Genomic DNA, 20562 nt, shown 5'->3' with positions numbered 1-20562 from the left:
GTCACAGCGGCAGGACGTGGTGCTTACGCGGGTTGCGCTGGATCTTCTTGTCCTGGAGGAGTTTCAGGGCGCGGCGGATCTCGAGGCGGGTGGTCGAGGGTTCGATCACCGCGTCGATGAAGCCGCGTTCGGCGGCGACCCACGGGGTGGCGATATTGGCGTTGTAGAAGTCGATCAGGTTCTGGCGGATGGCGGCGCGCTGGTCCTCCGGCGCCGCGGCGATCTGGGCGGCGCCCAGCAGACTGACCGCGCCCTCGGCACCCATCACCGCGAGGCGGGCGGTGGGCCAGGCCAGGTTGATGTCGGCGCCGAGCTGCTTGGAACCCATCACCGCGTAGCCGCCGCCGTAGGACTTGCGGACCACCAGGGTGATCTTGGGGACCGAGGCCTCCACGTAGGAGAACAGGAAGCGGCCACCGCGCTTGATCACGCCGACCTTCTCCTGCTCCACACCGGGCAGGAAGCCCGGGGTGTCGACGACGAAGATCAGCGGGATCTCGAACGCGTCGCACAGGCGCACGAAGTGCGAGGCCTTGTCCGAGGCACGGGCATCGAGCGCGCCGGCCGAGGCCAGCGGCTGATTGGCGACCACGCCGACGGTCTGCCCATCGACCCGGGAGAACCCGGTGATGATGTTCGGGCCGGTCTCGGCGCTGATCTCCTTGAACTCACCGTCGTCGAAGATGCGCAGCAGCACCTCGTGCATGTCGTAGCCCGCGTTGTCCGAGTCCGGCATGAGCGTGTTCAGCTCGCGGTCGGAATCGGTGATCTCGGGCTCCATGCCGGGGTTCACCACCGGTGGCAGTTCCTGGCAGCTGCTCGGCATGTACCCCAGGTACTCGCGCACCCACTGGAACGCGGCCGCCTCGTCCTTGGCGACGTGGTGGATGTTGCCGTACTCGGCCTGCGTGCGCGCGCCGCCGAGCTCCTCGAGGCTCACGTCCTCGCCGGTGACCTCTTTGATGATCTTCGGGCCGGTGACGAACATGTGCGCCGACTCGGTCGCCACCACCACATCGGTGCAGATGGGCTCGTACACCGCGCCGCCGGCGCAGTTGCCCAGGATCAGCGAGACCAGCGGGACCATGCCCGACAGCGGTTCCAGATTGGTCGCCATCCAGGCGTACCAGGCCAGCGAACTGATCGCCTCCTGCACGCGCGCGCCACCGGAATCGTTGATACCGACCAGCGGGATGCCGACCTTGGACGCGTACTGCATGATGCCGCACAGCTTGCGGCCGAACGCCTCACCGACCGAACCGCCGTAGACGGTCTGGTCGTGCGAGAACACCGCCACCGGCCTGCCCTCGACCAGCCCGTGCCCCACGACGACGCCGTCACCGTAGAGCGCGGTCGGGTCGCCGGGCTTGCGGACCAGGGCACCGATCTCGACGAAGGTGCCCGGGTCCATCAGCATGTCGATGCGATCCCGTGCGCTGGGAATGCCCTTCCGCGCCCGCTTTTCGATCCCCTTCGCACCTGCGGGCTCCTTGGCGAGCTCGAGACGCTGATTCAGATCGGCCAGCTTTTCAGCGGTAGTGCTCACTTCTCTCCCTCGGCGATCGCCGCGAGCTTGGCGGCGAGGTCGGCACCGATCTGGCCGATTCGCGGTTCGTCGACGATCTGCAGGTGGTCGCCCGGGATGTGGACGATCTCCAGGTTCTTCACGTACTCGTCCCAGCCGCCGTTGGGCTTGCGGTCGGCGAAGCGGGGCTCCAGCTCGATCGCGCCGTCGTGGTAGCGGTCGGCCAGGTAGAGCACCACGTCGCCGTCGTAGCGGCGGGGACGCACCTGCTGCAGCGCGCGGTTCTCGATCCAGGAGGTGCGCTGGTGTTCGAGCACACCGCCCGGGATCTTCGCGCCCGACAGCTTGATCAGGTCGCTGATCATCGAGAACTGCTCGGCGTCGGAGGCGGCGGCCAGCTCTTCGATCTGCTCGCGGTCGAGTTCGGCGGGGACGTTGTAGGTCTTCTTGGCGAAGGCCTGGTAGCGCTCGAGGCGGCGCACGCGCTCCTCGGGGCTGTTGTCCTCGTCCTCGACGGTCATCGCGAGGTCGATCAGACCGACGTAGCGGACGTCGGCGCCCTCCTCGCGCAGCAGCTGGCCGACCTGCATGGCCAGCACGGCGCCCAGCGACCAGCCGTACAGCACGTACGGGCCGTCGGCCTGGATCTTGCGCAGCTCGGGCAGGTACTGCTTGGCCCGTTCCTCGATGGAGCCGTCGACGCGCTCGATGCCGTACATCGGGGTGTCTTCCGGCAGCCGCTTGAGCAGCGGCTCGTAGACGAGGGTGTTGCCGCCGGCCGGGTGGAACACGAACACCGGTGTGGCGGTGGAACCTTCGGTCCTGGCGCGCAGCGGACGGACGAAGCCGTCCACGTCGGCACCGCTGTCCTGCAGGTTGCGCACGACCTCGGAGAGCTGCTCGATGGTCTCGCAGTCGAGCACGTCGTCGACGGTCACCTCGGCGCCCACCCGCTCGGTGAGGCGGGCCGCCATCTTCTCGGCAACCTCCTCTTCCAGGATCGGCAGGGTGTTGAAGATGCCGCCCGGCGAGGTGCCGGTGACGACAGCCCAGGTGGCGTACGCGAGCCGCTCGGCCGCATCACGCGGCGGCACGTTGTCCTCGTCCCCGGCGGGCGCCGAGTAATCCACATCGGGAACCACAGCCGCGGCGACCTCGGCGACAGCGGCGGTAGCGACCTCGACCGGCTCCGAAACCGGTTCGGCGGCAGCGGCTTCCGACGGCAGTTCGGCACCGGCGGCCTTCGCGGCGGCCAGCGGATCGTCGCCGGCGGCGATCGCCGCGCGCGCCGCTTCGACGAAGTTGGCGTCGACGCCGATCTCCACGTCTTCACCGGCGGCCTTGGCGGCGGCCTGCTTCTCGGCCATCGCGGCGACCTCGTCACGGTGCTCGATGGCGTAGCGCAGCACCTTGGCGACCTCGTTGAGGCTGGCGTCGCGCACGGCCGAGACCTGCAGCTGCGGGATGTCGAACTCGTACTCGACGCGGTTCTTGATGCGCATCGCCATCAGCGAGTCCAGGCCCAGCTCCATCAGCGGGATCTCCATCGGGAGGTCCTCGACGGCGTAGCCCATGGACTCGGCGACGATCACGCACAGCCGCTGCTCGACGGACTCGCCGCTGTCGGGGCTCCAGCGGTCGCTGGTGGCCACTGCCACCTCGGCGGCGGTGGGCTCGGCGACGGCGGCCGGAACCACCTCGGCGACAACGGGTTCGGGCAGCGGGGCGCCGGAGGTGACGACCGCGTCGAACAGCAGGGTGAAGCCCGTCGCGCCCTTGGCGTGCACCTGCACCGACGCGCCACCGAGGTGCGGGGTGAGGGTGGTGGTCAGCGTGCCCGAGGCGGGCAGCGCGGCGTGCGGATGCGACACCGTCACCGCGACATCGGAGAGCACCTGCGCGGCGGCGGCGCGCACCAGCGCGGTCAGATCGGTGACCGAGGCGGCCTGCACCTCCCAGGCGTGGCGGCCGTCGGGCATCGCGACGTGCGCGCCGGGCACCCGGGTGTTGCCGGTGCCCGAGGACATCGCGACCGCGGGCCAGTACTCCTTGCGCACGAACGCGGTACGCGGCACGTCGGCGTAATCGCCTTCGGGCAGCAGCGAACTCAGGTTCACCGCGTGCCCGTGCACGTACAGCTGGGCGAGCGCGCCGATGACACCGGCGGACTCGTCCTCCTTGCGCTTGAGCGTGGGGATGAGCTGCGCGTCGTGCACGCCCGCGGCGAAGGTGGTGCCCAGGACCTGCATCAGCGCCACCGAGTTGGGCGCCAGCTCCAGGAACGTGGTGTGCCCGGAGTCGACGGCGGCCTTGATCGCGTTGGTGAAGTACACCGAATGGCGCATGTTCTTCACCCAGTAGGGCTCGTCGTGGATCGGCTCGGAACCGGGCTTGAAGTACAGGCCCTCGTGCACGGTCGAGAACAGGCCGGTCTTCAGCGCGGTCGGCTCGATGCCGGCCAGTTCGGCGGCCAGCTCGCCAAGCAGCGGGTCCATCTGCGAGGTGTGGCCGGCGCCGCGGGTGGGCAGGATGCGGGCGAACTTGCCCATGCCCTCCACCTCGGCGACGATCTGCTCCACCTGCTCGCGCGGTCCGCCGATGACGGTGTTGGTGGGCGCGGCGTACACCGCGCACTCCACGTCGGGGAAGCGCGGCAGCAGCTCGGCCACGTCGTGGGCGCTGAGTTCGACCAGCGCCATGTTGCGCACGTCGTCCTCGGTGATCATCTGCTCGCCCTCGCCCATCAGGCGCGAACGGGCGCAGATCACGCGCACCGCGTCTTCCAGGCTCAGTCCGCCCGCGATGTAGGCGCCCGCGACCTCACCCATCGAATGACCCACCACGGCAGCGGGTTCGGCGCCGTGTGCGCGCAGCACCGCGGCCAGGCCCAGCTGGGTGGTGAAGATGCCGACCTGGCAGGTGCCGACGTCGTAGTCCTGCTCGTCGTCGAGGAACATCTCGCGGATCGAGTAACCCGCCTCGTCCTGGACCAGCTCGTCGACCTCGTCGACCGCCTTGCGGAAGATCGAGTTCTCGTTGTAGAGCTGCTTGGACATCTTGCGGTGCTGCGCGCCGAAGCCGCACATCACCCAGACCGGCGGGGCCGCGGCCGGGGAGTCGGCGGTGAACACACCGGCACCGGGCTTGCCCTCGGCGATGGCGCGCAGGCCGGCGACGGCCTCGTCGTGCGTCTTGGCCAGCACCACACCGCGCGAACGCTGGTGGCTGCGCTTGGCCAGCGCGCGGGCCACGTCGACCAGCGGCACGTCCTTGCCCGCGCCCTCCAGCCAGTCGGCCAGCTCGGCGGCGGCGCGCTTGCGGCGCGAGGGCAGGTAGGCCGACACGGCCAGGATCACCGGCAGCGGCTCGGCGCGCTCGCCGTCCCACTCCAGTTCCACCGGCTGCTCCGGCTCGGCGGCGGCCTCGGTGATGGCGGTGGCCTCGGCGAGCACGTCGGTGCTCTCCTCGCCCTCGATCTCCTCGGCGGCGACCTGCGCCGGCGTCACGTCCTCGACGACGGGCTTCGACGGCACGTATTCCTGCAGCACCACGTGCGCGTTGGTGCCACCGAAACCGAAGCCGGAGATGCCGACGGTCGCGACGCCGCTGTAGCGCGGGTACTCGGTGGGCTCGTCGACCACCTTGAGGTTGGCCTGCTCGAACGGGATGTACGGGCTCGGGCCCGCGTAGTTGATGTTCGGCGGAATCACGTTGTGCCGGAACGACATCAGCACCTTGGCGAGGCTGGCCGCGCCCGCGCCGGATTCCAGGTGGCCGAAGTTGGTCTTGGCCGAGCCCAGCAAGGCGGGCTTGTCGGCGTCGCGGCCGCGACCCACGATGCGGGCCAGCGCCTCGGCCTCGATCGGGTCACCGATCGGGGTGCCGGTGCCGTGCGCCTCGATGTAGTCGACCGAGGAGGGGGCGATGCCCGCGTCGCGGTAGGCGGCGCGCAGGACGTCGGCCTGGGCCTCCGGGTTCGGGGCGAACAGGCCGTTGGAGCGGCCGTCGGAGTTCACCGCGGAACCCTTGATCACGCCGAGGATGGAGTCGCCGTCACGCTCGGCGTCGACCAGGCGCTTGAGCACCACCAGGCCCGCGCCCTCGGAGCGGACCATGCCGTCGGCGTCGTTGGAGAAGGCCTTGATGTGGCCGTCCTTGGCGACGGCGCCGTTCTTCTCGAAGCCCAGGGTGATGACCGGGGCCAGGATCATGTTCACGCCACCGGCCAGCGCCACGTCGGCCTCGCCGTCGCGCAGCGCGCGCACGGCCTGGTGGACCGCGACGATGGTCGAGGAGCAGGCGGTGTCGACGGTGACCGACGGGCCACGGAAGTCGAAGAAGTAGGAGACGCGGTTGGCGATGATGCCGGTCGACGCGCCGAGCAGGGCGTACGCCTCCGCCGAGATCGGCAGGTTCGGGTCGCGATCACCCAGGCCGAGCGAGGCGATGAGCTGGAAATCGCTGCTGGACGAGCCGACGAACACGCCGACCTTGCCGCCCTTGAGCTCACTGGCCGGGATGCGCGCGTGCTCGAGCGCCTCCCAGGTGAGCTCCATCATCAGGCGCTGCTGCGGGTCGACCCGCTCGACCTCCACCGGCGACATGGCGAAGAACTCCGCGTCGAAGCCCTTGACCACGTCCTGGTCCAGGTAACCACCGAGGGTGTTGGACTCCGCGACGGTCTGCGCGACACCGGGATCGCCGAGGAACTCCGACCAGCGGCCCTCCGGCAGCTCCCGGATCGCGTCGCCGCGGCCGATGATGAAATCCCAGGTCGACTCCGGGGTGCTGCCCGCGCCGGGCAGGCGGGTCGACAGGCCGACCACCGCGATGTCGTGCGCCTCGCCGGGCCGGTAGGCCGCGGCGTAGTCCTCGAGCTCCTCGGCGGGCAGTTCCGGCTCGCCGTTGACGATGACCTCGGCCAGCGAGGCGATCGTCGGATGCTGGTAGACCACCGTGGGGGTGAGGGTGACACCGGTCAGGTCCTCGATGTCGCCACCGAGGGCGAGGGCATCACGTGATGCCAGCCCGAACTCCTCCATCGGCCGGTCGACGGTGATCGCGTCGATCGACTGCCCGGTCGCGTCGGCCACCCATTTGCGCAGCCATTCGCGCAGCTCGGCGACCGAGAGATCACCCTCGGGGGTGGTCGTCGCGGGAACATCGGGGTTCTGGGTGGGCGTGCCCTCGTTGTCAGCCATCAATTCCTCAAGCTACCTGTCTGCGTACAGGGCGCGCCGTGGAATGACGCCCGACGTGCGCTCACGCCGGGCGTCGATCCGATCCGGTCGGCCGATTACTCTTCCGGTGCATCGGGGAAAGCCTGCTGGGTGTAACCACCGCGCAGCGTTCCCTCGAGGTAGGCGGCCTTGCAGGCCCGCCGGGCGATCTTTCCGCTGGAGGTACGCGGGATGGAACCCGCGGGGACGAGCAGGATGTCCCGGGCGGTCACACCGTGGCGCAGCGAGACCGCCGCGCGCACCGCGTCGGCGATCGGAGCCGGGTCGGCCTTGCCCGCGCCGGGCCCACGCTCGGCCACGATGACCAGCTGCTCGGACGCGTCGTCGGCGTCGAACTTCAGGCCGGAGTGGCTGTCGGCCGTGAAGACCTCGGCGGGCAGCTGGTTGGCGGGCACCGCGAACGCGGCGACGAAACCGGGGCGCAGCGCCTTGGACGCCTCCTGCGCGGAGAACTCCAGGTCCTGCGGGTAGTGGTTGCGGCCGTCGACGATCACCAGGTCCTTGACGCGGCCGGTGATGTAGAGCTCGCCGTCGAAGTACACGCCGAAGTCGCCGGTCCGCATCCAGTCCGCGTCGGCGGCGGTGCCCTCGGTGTGCCCGCCCGGCTGACGGTCGGTGACCCGGTTGCGGAAGGTCTTGGTGGACTCGTCGGGGCGACCCCAGTAGCCGATGCCCATGTTGTTGCCGTGCAGCCAGATCTCGCCGACCTGGCCGTCGGGCAGCTCGCGGCCGCCGTCGGGGCCCTCCACCGACTCGGGGTCGATGATCGCGGCCCACTGCGACAGGCCCACGTAACCGCAGGAGACCTGCGCGATGGCGTTCTCGGCGGACTGCTCCACGCGGACCATCCGGCCCTTGTTGAGCTCGTCGCGGTCGACGTAGATGTACTTGGCCTCGTCCTCGGCCTTGGTCGCCGAGACGAACAGCGTCGCCTCCGCCATGCCGTAGCAGGGCTTGATCGCGGTCTTGGGCAGGCCGAACGGGGCGAACGCCTCGTTGAACTTCTTCATCGACGACACGGTCACCGGCTCGGAGCCGTTGATCAGGCCGATGACGTTGGACAGGTCGAGCGACTCGCCCGCCTTCGGCACACCACGCGCGGCGGCGTGCTCGAACGCGAAGTTCGGCGCCGCGGCGAAGGTGCCCGCGCCGTCGGACACCGCGGCCAGCTCGTTGATCCAGCGCGACGGACGGCGCACGAACGCGCTCGGCGACATGATGGTGATGAACTTGCCGCCGACCGCGGGCAGGATCACCGTCAGCAGGCCCATGTCGTGGAACAGCGGGAGCCAGGTGACACCGCGCGAGTTCTCGTTCATGTTCAGCGAGTTGATCATCTGCAGCAGGTTTGTGCCGACCGCGCGGTGCGTGATCTCCACACCGGCGGGCACCCGGGTCGAGCCCGAGGTGTACTGCAGGTAGGCGATGTCGTCGATCGCGGTGTCGGGGCGGACCCAGGAATCACCGAGGGTGTCCGGGATCGCGTCGACGGCGATGATGCGCGGGCGCTGCGCGGCGGGCAGCGAGCGGAAGAACTGACGGACACCGGCGGCCGAGGAGGTCGCGGTGAGGATCGCCGAGGGCTCACAGTCGCCGAGCACGGCGTGCAGCCGGTCGGTGTGGCCCGGCTCGTCCGGATCGAACAGCGGCACCGAGATGGTGCCTGCGTAGATCGCGGCGAAGAAGGAGATCACGTAGTCCAGGCCCTGCGGGGCGAGGATCGCGACCCGGTCGCCCGGGTTGGTCACCTGCTGCAGGCGAGCGGCCACCGCGCGCAGCCGAACTCCGAACTCCTGCCAGGTCAGCTCGTGCACCTCGCCATCGCGTTCCCGCGAGTAGTCGATGTAGCGGTACGCGAGCGTGTTCGCGTCGTTACGGGTGTGCTTCTCGACGTGATCGACCAGGGTCCGACCCTCGGGAATCACAATGTTCCCGGTCGCGTCCAGGTAGTCGTCGAAAGTCTCTTCCATTCCTTCTTCTCCTCCGAAGCCCGGACACCGGTGAATTCGTCCAGCGCATTACGGCGCTGGCACCTGTGAGGCCCCGACTCGCTATCGCCACCGGTCGCTCGGACGACGCAGTGCGTACGTCCTGTGCAACCTGCGGATTTTCGAGCGGTCTGCGCGGTGACCGCTATCGGCTAGATGTTCTCAAACCAGAGTCATGTTACAGAGAACCCCCGCTCAGTCCTCCCGCAGCAGCGGAATGACTGGCGCGAATGCGTCCATCTGGGTGGGGAAGATGCCGACATACGACATCGACGTGAGTTCGCGCACACGCTTGATCTGTTCGGCGATCTCCTCGAAGGTGCCGATCGCGACGTACGGCGAATTCAGGATGTCTTCCACCGACAGTTCCACGTCGACCTCGAGATCGGGGTGCAGGCCGCGTTCGATCGCGCGCAGCGCCATCTCCGCGGTCTTCTCCCGGTCGTCGGTGATGACGATGGCGGTGATGGCCCAGTTCAGCTCGATGTCGGCGAAACGGTCACCGGCAGCGGCCTTGACGATGTTGACCTTCTCGATGGTCTTCTCGAGCGTGATGCCCGACAGCAGACCCTTGCCGTTCTTGGTGGTCTGCGGCACCACCGAGACGATGTCGGCGTGCTTGGCGGCCAGCGCCAGCATCTTCGGGCCGCCGCCACCGGTGCACAGCGGCGGACGCGGACCCTGCCGCGGCCGCGGCGTGCCCTTGATGCCGCGCACCTGGTAGTGCTTGCCCTCGAAGTTGCACTCCTGGCCACGCAGCAGCGTGTCCAGGATGGTCAGCGACTCGTCGAGCTTCTCCAGCCGGACACCGGGGCGCTCGTACGGCAGACCCGCGTTCTCGAACTCTTCCTTGATCCAGCCCGCGCCGACGCCGACCTCGAGCCTGCCCTTGGACAGCACGTCGATCGTGGCCAGGTCCTTGGCCAGCACCACCGGGTGCCGGAAGCCGTTGGCCAGCACCGACGTGCCGAGCCGGATCTTCTCGGTGGCCTGGGTCAGGGCGCCCAGCGCGGCGATCGGCCCGATCTGGTCACCCAGGTGATCGGGCACGAAGAAGGTGTCGTACCCGTATTCCTCGGCCTGCTGCGCGGTCTGGACGAACTTGCGAGCCCCGCCCTCCTGCTTGTTGCCCTCGCCCGCCGCGCCGAAGCGGAACGGACGCGGCGGCGTACCCAGCGCGGTCAACTCACCGACGGGTGCGGCAGCTTCGGTCATGAACTCTTCGCTCCTGGCTGTTGCACGCCTGCGCGTGCTAGGCGGTGTACTCGGGCCCACCGGCTACCCCGCGGTAGCGAGGCAGACGGCGCGATCATCAGCGCACTTTACAGCGTGCGGGCGAATGGGAGTGCGGATGTCACAGCGAGGCATGATCCATGGCAATCACACACCCGCTGTGACTGTGACAACTCCGCCCGTATGACCTCAGGAATGCGGTGGATGCGGTGCGTTCTCGATGAGCCCGGCGGCCCAGTTCACCGTCCACTGGGTGGCGGTGGTGCCCTGCCCGTCCACGGTGTTCGTCGCGTAGAGCGCGTGTACCGGGTTGCCCGCGGAACGGATCAGCGCGCCCAGGCTGCCCAGCGCGTTGGCCGGGTTGAGCGCCTCGCGCGGCGCGTCGCAGATCATGTCGCCGGGGGCGCAGATGGAGTTCACCTTCGGCGCGAGCGAGCCGAAGCCGCCGGGACGCGGACCGGTCATGCTGATCCCCGGCACGTTGATCCCCTTGAGCGCCACCTCGGCGCCCTGCCCGGTCGGCGGCGGATCGCCGATCTCGGTGGGCTGACCCGGGCCGGTGTCGGCGGTGCGGCGGCCGTCGGCGATCACCGTGACGCCGAGGACCTTGTCGGCCGGGACCGGCCCGTTGCCCTTGCCGATCTGCGCGGCCACGTCACCGGCGATGACGGCGCCCTGCGAGAAGCCGGCGATGACGTAGGTGGTCAGCGGGCATTCCTTGTGCCGCTGGGCCAGGATGTCGGTGGCCCGCGCCGTGCCCTCGGTGCGGCTGTTGTTGTAGGAGGCCTGGCCGTCGGGCGGGAAGGCGATCGGGTTCGAGAACTGGGCCACGTAGGGCACCGTGTACACCTCGAGCCGGTCCTCCGGGAACTGCGCCCGCAGCGGCCCCGACACGCTCAGCATCAGCGAGATCGGGTTGGCGGTGGGGTTGTACGGATCGTCGTTGCTCGCCGACTCCCAGGTGCCGGGGATCGAGAGCAGCATCACATCGGGACACTCCGCCGACTGCGACGTCGGTGGCGGTTCGCCGGGCGGGGTGGGCCCCGGCTCACGCAACCGGCCTGCGAGCAGGTACCAGAGCAGCACGATGACGATGATCGCCAGGACGATCAGCGCCAGCACGGTCAGGCACCCCGCAGGCCAGAGCCTGCGGGTACGTCGCGTCGGTCGGGGGTTCACTAGCAGTAGGTGGTGGTCGCGGCGGCGATGTAGATCTGAGCTGCCTTGTTGACGTCCATCTTGGACTGGTCGAACGCGGTGTCGGTGCCCGCGATCGCCGCCACGTAGGGGGCGATGTCGGCATCGGAGGCACCGGTGGCGCGGCTGGAGCAGATGTAGCCCGCCGCGGTCAGCGCGATGTCAGGGCTGGCCGGGGTGATGCCGTTCTTGCTCAGCTCGGCCAGGAACGCCTTGTCCTTGTCGGAGGCGGGCGCGGACTGCGGAGTGGTCTCCGGCGCGGCCTGCGGCTGCTCGGGCGCCGTCGCGGAGGTCTCCGGCGCTTCGCTGGGCGTCGAGGTGTGGTCGCCGTGGCCCTCGGGCGCGGGCGCCTGGGTGGTGGCCGATGCGGCGGCGCTCGCGCTCGACGAGAGGGTGGGCGTCTGCGACGCGGTCGAGTCGTTGCCACCACAGGCGGACAACAGGGCGACGGCAGCCAGGGCCGCGACCGATCCGGCAACCTTGCCAGGGATCCGATGCATGAAGATGTCTTTCCTCGATCGTTCGTCAGGGAAGCGGTCGCAGACCAGGCTAGCCGGACATGGGCCGCCGCCGGGTACCGCGCGGCGATGTTCAGAGAGTTCTCAGCCCGGGCTCACACCCCGTGGACTTCGGATTTGCCGTCTCGCACCACGATGAACCCGGTCTGGAAGTTCTGCTGGGTCCCGCCGGGGACGGTGAACTCGTCGCTGACCGGATAGCCGAGCCTGCCGTTCTCGTACCCCTGCGCGCCCCAGGCCTCGGCGAGCGGGCCGTTGCGCACCGACCACGCGCCCGAGAGCGGACTCCAGTAGATGTTGCCGCCCTCGAACCGGCTGTACCGGCCGAGATCCTTCAGCGGCGCCTCCTCGGCCACCGGGAACCCCAGCGGGCTGTTCTCGAACCCGAGCGCGGCGTACTTGTCCAGGACGAAGCCCTGCACCCGGTGCGCGCCGGTGGCCGGGCTGTAGAACATCGGGCCGTGCTCGAAGGCCTGCACCGAGCCGTCGCGGCTGGGCGTGCGCGCCTCGGCCGCGATCGGATAGCCGGCCGGGCCGCGCTCGAAGCCCTGCCTGCCCCACTCCTCCAGGAACGCGCCGCGCATCACCTGCGCGCCGGTCTGCGGGGTCCAGTAGATCGAGCCGCCCTCGAAGGTCTGCATGCGGCCACGGCCGTCGGGCAGGCCCTGTTCCGCGCCGGTGGGCAGGCCCAGCGGCGAATTCGGCCCGCCGACACCGGCATACGTGCCACCGATCCGCCCGCCGACGGCGTGCGCGCCGGTCGCGGCGGAGTGGAAGACCTTCCCGTTCTGGAAGTCCTGCACCACGCCCGCGGCCACCGGATATTCGGCGGTGAGACAGTTGCCCAGCCACCCGGCGGCCTGCGCGGCCGGGCCGATCGCGCCGCCGAGCCCGCACGAGGTGCCACCCTGATCGGTGCCCAGCGCCGACGCGGCCTGCGACCACGACTGCCGCATCTCGAAATCCCAGTACGGCCACGTATGCGTGCCCGCCGGACGGTAGTTCGCCTGCACCGGGATGGCCAGCTTCTCCAGCTTGGTGACGAAGTTCTCGGTCGACAACCGCGACAGGATCTCCAGGCCGGTGCCCGCCCAGTTCTCGCTCAGCAGCGGCACCTCGCCGAGCTGATCGTGGTTGCCCGCCAGGCCGCTGCCGCTGGAGACGTACATGCTCACGCCTTTGAGCTTGTCGGCCAGCAGATACGGATCGTGGGCGGCCCACTCCGGCCCGCCGGGCGGCCCCCACATCGCGCCCGCGTCGAAGCCGCCCGCGTCCTTGTTGGCGAAGGTGATCGCCTGCGGCATACCGAGCGTCGTCGTGGTCAGCAGGCCCGAATACGAGGCCACGTACTTCATCAGGCCGGGATTGCGACCGGCCAGGTTCATCGCGGCCGTGCCGCCCATCGAAAGGCCCTGGACGCCACGCACATCCGTGGTGCGCCAGTCGCGTTCCAGGATCGGCGGGAGCTCCTTGGTCAGGAAGGTCTCCCACTTGTAGGTGTGGCCGTTGTCGGGGGCGAGCCAGTCGGAGTACCAGCTGGACTGGCCGCCCACCGGCAGCACCACGTTGACGTTCTTGTCCGCGTAGAAGCCCTCGGCGTCGGCGTCCTTGGTCCAGCCGTTCTCGTCGTCCTGGGCGCGCAGCCCGTCGAGCATCAGCAGCATCGGGAACTTCGCGTCGGGCTTGATGTTCCAGTCCCGCGCCAGCAGCATCTGCACCTGGATCGGGGTGTTCATCGCGGGCGAGTACACCCACAGCGCCACCCGGCGATCCGAGAGCCACTCCACCCGCTGCACGCCGGCCACGCCGGTCTGGGCCTGCGCCTGGGCGGGCACGGCCACCGCGGGCGCGAGCAGGGCGGCGGTCAGGACCGCCATTCCGAGGATCCGCCGCATCGGCGCTCGGACACGATGTTTCAACACACGCGACCCTCCTCATCCCCGCCCTGGGACTGCCTCATCGTTCGTTGTACCGCAGTACCGACCGATAACCGGGGAGGACACGCGAGAGCCGCGCACAGCAAAAAGACCGGCTCACCCTGCGGGTGAACCGGTCTTCTCAGCGTTGCTGGGCGGAAACTGTCAGGCGCCCAGCGCGCCCAGGATCTGCGGACGCGCCTTCCACAGCTGGTCCTCCCAGTACTTCCAGGAGTGGGTGCCGTTGGCCGGGAAGTCGAAGGTCGCGGCGATGCCGAGCGACTTCAGGCGGCTCTGGAACGCCAGGGTGCTGACGAACGAGATGGCCTCGATGCCCATCGCGTTGGCGGTGTTGTACATGCCGCCCAGGCCGGCCGGACGGTCGTGCTGACCGGGCAGGCCGTTGGCCGAGGAGATGAACATCGGCAGGCCGCGCAGCTCGGGCGCGAAGACCATCGGGTCCATCCGCAGCCACGCCGGGCTCCACGGAGCGGCCATGGAGTCGACGTTGAAGCGGCCCGCGTCGAGCATCATCACGCGGATGGCCTCACGCATGCCGGGGGCGCCCCAGTTCAGCGGGCCCGAGAGCGAGGAGGCGTGCTTGAACTGGTTGCGGTGCAGCGCGGCCAGACGCAGGGCGGCCGGGCCACTCATCGACAGGCCGAGCACCGCGTTGTTGGTGCGGGAGACGCCGTAGCCCTCGAGGAAGGCGGGCAGCTCCTCGGTCAGGAAGGACTCCCACTTGTAGGTGGTCTTCTGTCCGTTGGTGTTGGACGCCGAGGTCCAGTCCGCGTACCAGCTGGACTGACCGCCGACCGGCATCACCAGGGTGACGTTGTCGTTGGAGAACTGCTGCATCGCGTTGGTCTCGAAGGACCAGGCGTTGCGGTCGTCGCGGGCGCGCAGGCCGTCGAGCAGGTAGAGCGCGGCGTTGCCACCGTTGCGCGCCCACTGCACCTGCACCTTGACCGGGCCCATCTTCGACGGGACCATCAGCTCTTCGTAGCCGCCGGCCGGGGCGCGCAGCACCGGCGCCGGGGCGGGGGCGGCGAACGCCATCGGGGCCGCCCCTGCGGCGATCGGCAGCACCAGGGCCGCGGCGCCGACAGCTAGAATTCGATTACGCCAACCACGAGGTGCAACGCCCCGGGACGTGCCCGGCTGCTCACCCTTCGGCGCGGTGGCCTTGCCGAAACGCATGTGAATTCCGCTCTCTTTCTGCTGTTGTGGCATGCCAGAACCGTCTCCGACATCGACGCGGATCCCGACAGTCCGGCCGATCAGACAGGTGAAACAACGATCTGGTCACACTTTCGCTCGCTGGAGGATATTCGACCCGCGAATTACTTGCAAGGGCAACAGAACTCGAAACGCCCGGCGCACGAATGCACCGGGCGTTTCTTGTCATCGGGGCTAGCCGATGTTGTTCGACATATCCGGGATCATGCGCAGCGCCTCGTCGTTCCAGTTGTTCCAGGCGTGGATGCCGAAGGCCGGGTACGAATAGGTGACGTTGCGTGCGCCCAGGGTCGCCATCCTGACCTCGAAGGCGCGGGTGTTGGCCAGGGCGAGCGCCTCCAGCGCCATGCCGTTGACGGTGTTCATGTTCGGGCCGTCGGTGCCCGTCGGCAGGCCCGACGCGGCGGCCACCCACAGCCGGGTGTTGTTGCCGACCAGGTTGGGCGCGAACACGAACGGGTCCATCCGCAGCCACTGCGGGCCCCACGGCGGCGCCATCGAGTCGACGTTGTAGCCGCCCGCGTCCAGCATGGCCAGGCGGATCGCCTCGCGCATGCCCGGCGCGGAGATGTTGAGGTAGCCGGAGAACGCGCCCGCGAAGGAGAACTGGTCGGGGTGGTAGGCGGCCAGGGTCAGCGCGGCCGAGCCACCCATCGACAGGCCGAACACGCCGTTGCGGTAGCGGTTGAAGCCGAGGCGGTCGGCCAGCGCGTTGCGCAGGTCGTTGGTGAGGAAGGATTCCCACTGGTAGCGGTAGCTCTTGCCGGGGCCGCCGGAGAGCGCGTTGCCCGCGCCGGAGCCGGAGGCGGGCGCGCCGCTACCGGGAATGCCGAAGAATTCGCTGGGCGAGTTCCAGTCGGCATAGAAGCTCGACATACCGCCGACCGGCATCACCACGTTGATATTCGCGGCGGCGAGCGCGTTCGGGATATCCGTTTCGATCTCCCAGCCGTTGAGATGCTCCGGCGCGCGCATGCCGTCGAGGACATAGGCCACTCGATTGGTGTTGCCGTCGGCCGCGCGCAGCACCCTGGACTTGATGGGGCCCATACCGGAATCGACCCAGAAGTCGAATGCGGCGGCGTTGAATCCGGCGGATGCCGGGGCCGTACCGCCCACGATGACAGTGGAGATCGGGACGAGCAGGGCCATGGATACGCCGGCGGCCCAGCGCCGTGCCCACGATCCCGGGGCAGCGGTCTTCACGGGCCTACGCTTCCAGCGCAGTGTTCGCATTCGACTAGACCTTTCTCGGCTGACCCGACGGCGCAAACCCCGAGCTACACGGTCGGATCCCTCATCGGGCGACGAAAGCGATCAATCCAGGGCAAAACGGACGAATCAACCTCGACGCATGCTCACTGTGTATCAATCAATGACGAATGCTTACATGTTGCTGGAAAGTGACCCGGAGCACAACTCGCGGTGACCTGTCGCACGTGATTCGTCACCGGCTATCAGTCGGATCGTGACCGAAATGCGAAACCGCCCGGTGCGAATACGCACCGGGCGGCTTTCGTCTAGCGGGCTGACACTCAGCCGATATTGGCCGACAGATCCGGGATCATCCGATTGACCTCGGTCTCCCAGTTACGCCAGTTGTGCACACCGGTGATCGGGAAATCGAAGTGCGCGTTGCCGCCACCGAGCGTCGCCATCCGGACCTGGAAGGCCCGGCTGTTGACCATCGCGAGCAGCTCCAGCGGCACGCCCTGGACGATTTCCATCGGGTTGGACACATCGCCCGGGCCCGGGATACCGCTGGCCGCCGAGACCCACACGCGGGTGCCGTTGCCGACCAGGCGCGGCGCGAACACGAACGGGTCCATCCGCAGCCACTGCGGGCCCCACGGCGGCGCCATCGCGTCGATGTTGAAGCCACCGGCCGAGACCATCGCGACACGCATGGCCTCACGCATACCCGGCGCCGAGATGTTCAGGTAGCCGGAGAACGAACCGGCGAAGCTGAACTGGTCCGGGTGGTAGGCGGCCAGCGTCAGCGCGGCCGAGCCACCCATCGACAGACCGAAGACACCGTTGTTGTTCGGGTTGAAGCCCAGTCGGCTCGACAGCGCGTTGCGCAGGTTGCCGGTGAGGAAGCTCTCCCACTTGTAGGTGTTCTTCTTGCCCGCCACCTGGGCCGGGGCGATCGACGAACCGGTCATCGCGGAGCCGGTGGCGGCCGAACCGGTCGAGCTGCCGCCCGAGCCGGTGTCGAGGCCGAAGAAGTTGCTCGGCGCGTTCCAGTCGGCGTAGAAGCTGGACTGGCCACCGACCGGCATGACGACGTTGATGTTGGCCGCGGTCAGGGCACGGGCGACGTTGGTGTCGATCTCCCAGCCGCTCAGGTCGTCACGCGCGCGCATACCGTCGAGCGCGTACACCACGCGGCCGGTGTTGCCGTCGGCGGCACGGAAGATCCTGGACTTGATCGGGCCCATCTCGGAGTCGACCCAGAAGTCGAAGCCACTGGGGTCGAAGGCAGCCGTCGCCGTGCCGGCGGGACCGGCCACCGAGGCGCCGAGCGGCAGCACGACAGCCAACGAAACCAGCACCGACCGCTTGAGCCAGCCGGCTCCCCTGGTTCTCAGACGTCCGACACGCATTCTGTTTTGGGCCTTTCCTCATGCGGCTCGCGCGGAACCGCGGTTGCAAATGACCGCCGACTTGATACCGGCACACCAGTTGGCGCCGACGGGCCGTTCCTCTCGATGACCATATCGTGACATCGATAGCCTGGCGTTACCGAAAAGTGATTTAGCGGCGAATGCCACTGGATAGTGCCTGGCCAGGGTGTTACCACTGGGCCCACGGGTGGCCGTGGGCCCAGTGTGACGCAGGAGAGATCAGCGCGGCGGTTCGGGGTACGGGTCGACCAATCCGCACCGCTGGATCTCGTACTTCGGCACCCGATCGATCCGGTATTTCGCGAAGGTCAGCGCATTGCGCAGATTGTGCTTGAACCGGTCGAAGGTGAGCGGGTCACGCGTGGAGATGAGCAGCGCCTGCGTTTCCGGGCACGACATCGCGGTCCGCGCCTGGGTGACCCACTTCTCGTCCATGTACCAGGGCATCCACGGATGCAGATCGACCATGCCCGAGTCCACGACCACCCAGTCCGGGTACAGGCTCTTGTCGTGCCCGATGCGGCCGTCGGCGAGCCGGTCCGAATGCGCGGCCAGCGGGTAGGACAGGCCCATCGGGTCGATCACGCGCACGCTCAGCGGCACGTTCATGCTCGTCATGCCCAGGTTCAGGAAGTACACCGTGTGCCCGGCGCCGCCCTCGGGGATCGGCTGCGGCGGCGGGTCGAGGTACCAGAACGTGAACGACGGCGAGTTCAGCAGCAGGCCGCCGTTGGGGTTGGCTGCGATGTCGTTGACCATCGCCCGCATGCGCGGGTAGTCCAGGTAGTCCTCGGCCAGGATCGGATGGTCCTTGCCGGTGTTGAGCACGTAGTACACCCGCTCGTCGACGATGCCCGACGAGCTGATCTTGGTGCCGGTCTTGATCGCGGTGGTGCTCGCCGCGAACAGCGACCAGCCCGCGGTGCCGAGCAGCGCGGCCAGCACGACCGCGGTCGACCAGTCCCGCGGCGTGAACGCCCGCAGCCGGATCGGCACGACCGCCACCGGCAACAGCAGCAGGAACAGCTGGGTGAGCAGCATGCGACCGTGCATGAAGTCGCCGCCGACGCGGACCGCGTACACCGTGAGCAGCAGACCGCTGCCGAGCGCGAGCACGACGACCGCGCTGGGCGAGCGCAGCCAGGACCGGATCGCGGCGATCGACCACCGCGGCCGCACCGAGATCCCGCGCGTCACCGCGGTCACCACACCGGCGATCAGCAGCACGAGCAGCGGGATCCACAGGTAGTACGGGCCGACCAGGTCCCAGAGGTACTTCATGCCCTGGCCCCACTTGGCGCCGCCCGCGTCCTTGGCGACGGCGGTGTTCGGGTAGGGCAGGCCGTAGTAGCCCATCCGCCAGATCTGGTAGACCACCGGCACGATGCCGGCGACGAACACGATCAGCGCGCGCAGCGCGGTCGGGCCGAACCGGAACTCCGGCATCGGAGCCAGGAAGATCATGCCGAGGGCGAGCACCCCGATCAGCGTGGCCTCGGGCCGGATCAGCGGCGCCAGCCCGGCCAGGAACACCAGCCCGAGCAGGCTCGGCACCCGGACCACGGCCGCCTGGCTCCAGCGGATCAGCAGCCACCACAGCAGCCCGACCCAGCAGATGACCAGACCGCTCTCCAGCCCGGAGGTGGCGTAGTCACGCGCGGGCGGCAGCGCGACGTAGACGAGCACGCCCGCCGGGATCAGCAGCTGACCCGAGGTGCCGCCCCACAGCCGGGCGGTGCCGAGCATGGCGAACACGATCGCCAGCAGCGAGACCGTCAGCGAGACCCCGAGCACCACGTACTCGAGCCGCGCCTGGGTGAGCCAGCTGAAGAACCAGACCAGATAGGTCCACGCGGTACTGGTGTTGGCTTCGACCCGCTCGTCCATGTTGAACACCGGGCCGTTGCCCGCGAGCAGGTTGCGCACCGTCCGCAACACGATGAGGCCGTCGTCGGCGATCCAGCGCCGCTGCCAGGCGCCCACCGCGAACACGACGACGGTGAACACCACCCCACCGACGAAGGTGGCGCGGGACAGGTTCGCGAAACGGGCGGCCGGACGCGCCGACTGCTCGTCGTCGCGTAGCCGCTCGTATTCGGTTGTCTCCTGCTCCGCTACCACGATCTCGTCAGGTGAGATAGACAGCGACACCTACCGCTCCGATCCAGGCAATAGCGAGGAACTGCAGGATGCGGTCCCCCAGCGCGATCTCTTCGGGTTCACCGGCCTCGCCACCGTCGACGTCGACCGCGTAACGCAGGATTGCGATGGTAAACGGGATCATCGAGATCGAGTACCACTGGGTGTCCCGAGCCGAGTCCTGCTGGAACGCCCAGAGGCCGTAGAACACCACGACGGCGGTGGCCGCCAGCGTCCAGATGAAGCGCAGGTAGGTCGGCGTGTAGTACTGCAGCGACTTGCGGATCTTGGCGCCGGTCTCCAGCGCGATCTGCAGTTCCGCGTAGCGCTTGCCCGCCGCCATGAACAGCGAACCGAACGCCATGATCAGCAGGAACCACTGCGACAGCGCGATGCCCGCAGCCGCGCCACCGGCGACGGCACGCAGCAGGAAGCCCGAGGACACGATGCAGATGTCGAGCACGGCCTGGTGCTTGAGGCCGAGGCAGTAGGCGAGCTGGATGGCGATGTAGATCGCCATCACCACGGCCAGATGCCAGGACGCCAGGAACGAACCGGCGATCGAGCCCACCAGCAGCACCGCGGCCAGCGCGTAAGCCAGGTTGACCGGGACGACGCCCGCGGCGATCGGGCGGAACCGCTTGGTCGGGTGCGCCCGGTCGGCCTCGACGTCGAGCGAGTCGTTGACCAGGTAGATGCCCGAGGCCGCCATGCAGAACACCACGAAGGCGATCGCCACGTGCACGAGCACGCCCGCGTCGCTGATCGCCTCGGGCCCGACGGCCAGTGGCGCGGCGAGCACGAGCACGTTCTTCACCCACTGACGCGGGCGAACGGCCTTGACGACACCGCCGATCAGAGTCTTCGGCGGGCCCTTCACAACAGCCTCGTCCAGGACGGCGGCGGACGGTTCTTCGCTCATCTCAGCCAAGGTTCTTTC

12 protein-coding genes are annotated in these 20562 nt (G+C 68.8%); all 12 read right to left on the bottom strand.

Annotation, left to right across the window (positions count from 1 at the left end):
* Position 1: 1 nt before the first annotated feature.
* The 12 genes from EL493_RS04560 to EL493_RS04505 all read right to left on the bottom strand — a co-directional run bounded on the left by EL493_RS04560 (position 2) and on the right by EL493_RS04505 (position 20544).
* Positions 2-1546 (bottom strand): acyl-CoA carboxylase subunit beta, encoded by a 1545-nt coding sequence (locus tag EL493_RS04560; RefSeq protein WP_019044418.1) that lies wholly within the window; start codon positions 1544-1546, stop codon positions 2-4.
* Positions 1543-6726, bottom strand: coding sequence for a polyketide synthase Pks13 (gene pks13 / locus EL493_RS04555; RefSeq protein WP_019044417.1), 5184 nt, complete (start codon positions 6724-6726; stop codon positions 1543-1545). The genes EL493_RS04560 and pks13 overlap by 4 nt, the downstream gene beginning before the upstream one ends.
* Positions 6727-6821: 95 nt before the next feature.
* Complete coding sequence (fadD32, locus tag EL493_RS04550) at positions 6822-8735, bottom strand: long-chain-fatty-acid--AMP ligase FadD32 (RefSeq protein WP_019044416.1); 1914 nt, start codon at positions 8733-8735, stop codon at positions 6822-6824.
* Between the two features lie 213 nt (positions 8736-8948).
* On the bottom strand, positions 8949-9968 hold the full coding sequence (locus tag EL493_RS04545; RefSeq protein WP_022566528.1) for an LLM class F420-dependent oxidoreductase: 1020 nt from the start codon (positions 9966-9968) through the stop codon (positions 8949-8951).
* 207 nt (positions 9969-10175) lie between these two features.
* The gene (locus tag EL493_RS04540; protein ID WP_198040951.1) at positions 10176-11171 is read right to left on the bottom strand and encodes a cutinase family protein; all 996 of its coding nucleotides are present in this window, start codon (positions 11169-11171) and stop codon (positions 10176-10178) included.
* Positions 11165-11683, bottom strand: coding sequence for a DUF732 domain-containing protein (locus EL493_RS04535; protein WP_019044413.1), 519 nt, complete (start codon positions 11681-11683; stop codon positions 11165-11167). The genes EL493_RS04540 and EL493_RS04535 overlap by 7 nt, the downstream gene beginning before the upstream one ends.
* Positions 11684-11796: 113 nt before the next feature.
* Positions 11797-13578: an alpha/beta hydrolase-fold protein gene (locus tag EL493_RS04530; RefSeq protein WP_019044412.1), complete on the bottom strand. Its 1782-nt coding sequence runs from the start codon at positions 13576-13578 to the stop codon at positions 11797-11799.
* Between the two features lie 204 nt (positions 13579-13782).
* Positions 13783-14817: an alpha/beta hydrolase gene (locus tag EL493_RS04525; protein ID WP_022566530.1), complete on the bottom strand. Its 1035-nt coding sequence runs from the start codon at positions 14815-14817 to the stop codon at positions 13783-13785.
* Positions 14818-15030: 213 nt separating this feature from the next.
* Positions 15031-16092, bottom strand: coding sequence for an alpha/beta hydrolase (locus tag EL493_RS04520; protein WP_126405557.1), 1062 nt, complete (start codon positions 16090-16092; stop codon positions 15031-15033).
* A 299-nt stretch (positions 16093-16391) separates the two neighbouring features.
* Positions 16392-17462: an alpha/beta hydrolase gene (locus tag EL493_RS04515; protein ID WP_022566531.1), complete on the bottom strand. Its 1071-nt coding sequence runs from the start codon at positions 17460-17462 to the stop codon at positions 16392-16394.
* A gap of 240 nt (positions 17463-17702) precedes the next feature.
* Positions 17703-19634, bottom strand: coding sequence for a flagellar motor control protein ZomB (gene zomB, locus EL493_RS04510; RefSeq protein WP_022566532.1), 1932 nt, complete (start codon positions 19632-19634; stop codon positions 17703-17705).
* Positions 19612-20544: a decaprenyl-phosphate phosphoribosyltransferase gene (locus EL493_RS04505; RefSeq protein WP_019044407.1), complete on the bottom strand. Its 933-nt coding sequence runs from the start codon at positions 20542-20544 to the stop codon at positions 19612-19614. The genes zomB and EL493_RS04505 overlap by 23 nt, the downstream gene beginning before the upstream one ends.
* Positions 20545-20562 lie beyond the last annotated feature (18 nt).

Origin of the sequence: Nocardia asteroides (genome assembly GCF_900637185.1) — a bacterium.
In the GTDB taxonomy this organism is placed as follows: Bacteria; Actinomycetota; Actinomycetes; order Mycobacteriales; family Mycobacteriaceae; genus Nocardia; species Nocardia asteroides.
The sequence above is the reverse complement of the archived record's forward strand: the minus strand, read 5'-3'. Positions and strand labels throughout refer to the sequence as shown.

Coding starts and splice junctions, on each gene's coding strand:
- EL493_RS04505 (WP_019044407.1), bottom strand. CDS start 20,544: ATGAGCGAAGAACCGTCCGCCGCCGTCCTGGACGAGGCTGTTGTGAAG.
- EL493_RS04545 (WP_022566528.1), bottom strand. CDS start 9,968: ATGACCGAAGCTGCCGCACCCGTCGGTGAGTTGACCGCGCTGGGTACG.
- EL493_RS04530 (WP_019044412.1), bottom strand. CDS start 13,578: ATGGCGGTCCTGACCGCCGCCCTGCTCGCGCCCGCGGTGGCCGTGCCC.
- EL493_RS04515 (WP_022566531.1), bottom strand. CDS start 17,462: ATGCGTGTCGGACGTCTGAGAACCAGGGGAGCCGGCTGGCTCAAGCGG.
- pks13 (WP_019044417.1), bottom strand. CDS start 6,726: ATGGCTGACAACGAGGGCACGCCCACCCAGAACCCCGATGTTCCCGCG.
- EL493_RS04520 (WP_126405557.1), bottom strand. CDS start 16,092: ATGCGAACACTGCGCTGGAAGCGTAGGCCCGTGAAGACCGCTGCCCCG.
- EL493_RS04535 (WP_019044413.1), bottom strand. CDS start 11,683: ATGCATCGGATCCCTGGCAAGGTTGCCGGATCGGTCGCGGCCCTGGCT.
- EL493_RS04525 (WP_022566530.1), bottom strand. CDS start 14,817: ATGCGTTTCGGCAAGGCCACCGCGCCGAAGGGTGAGCAGCCGGGCACG.
- fadD32 (WP_019044416.1), bottom strand. CDS start 8,735: ATGGAAGAGACTTTCGACGACTACCTGGACGCGACCGGGAACATTGTG.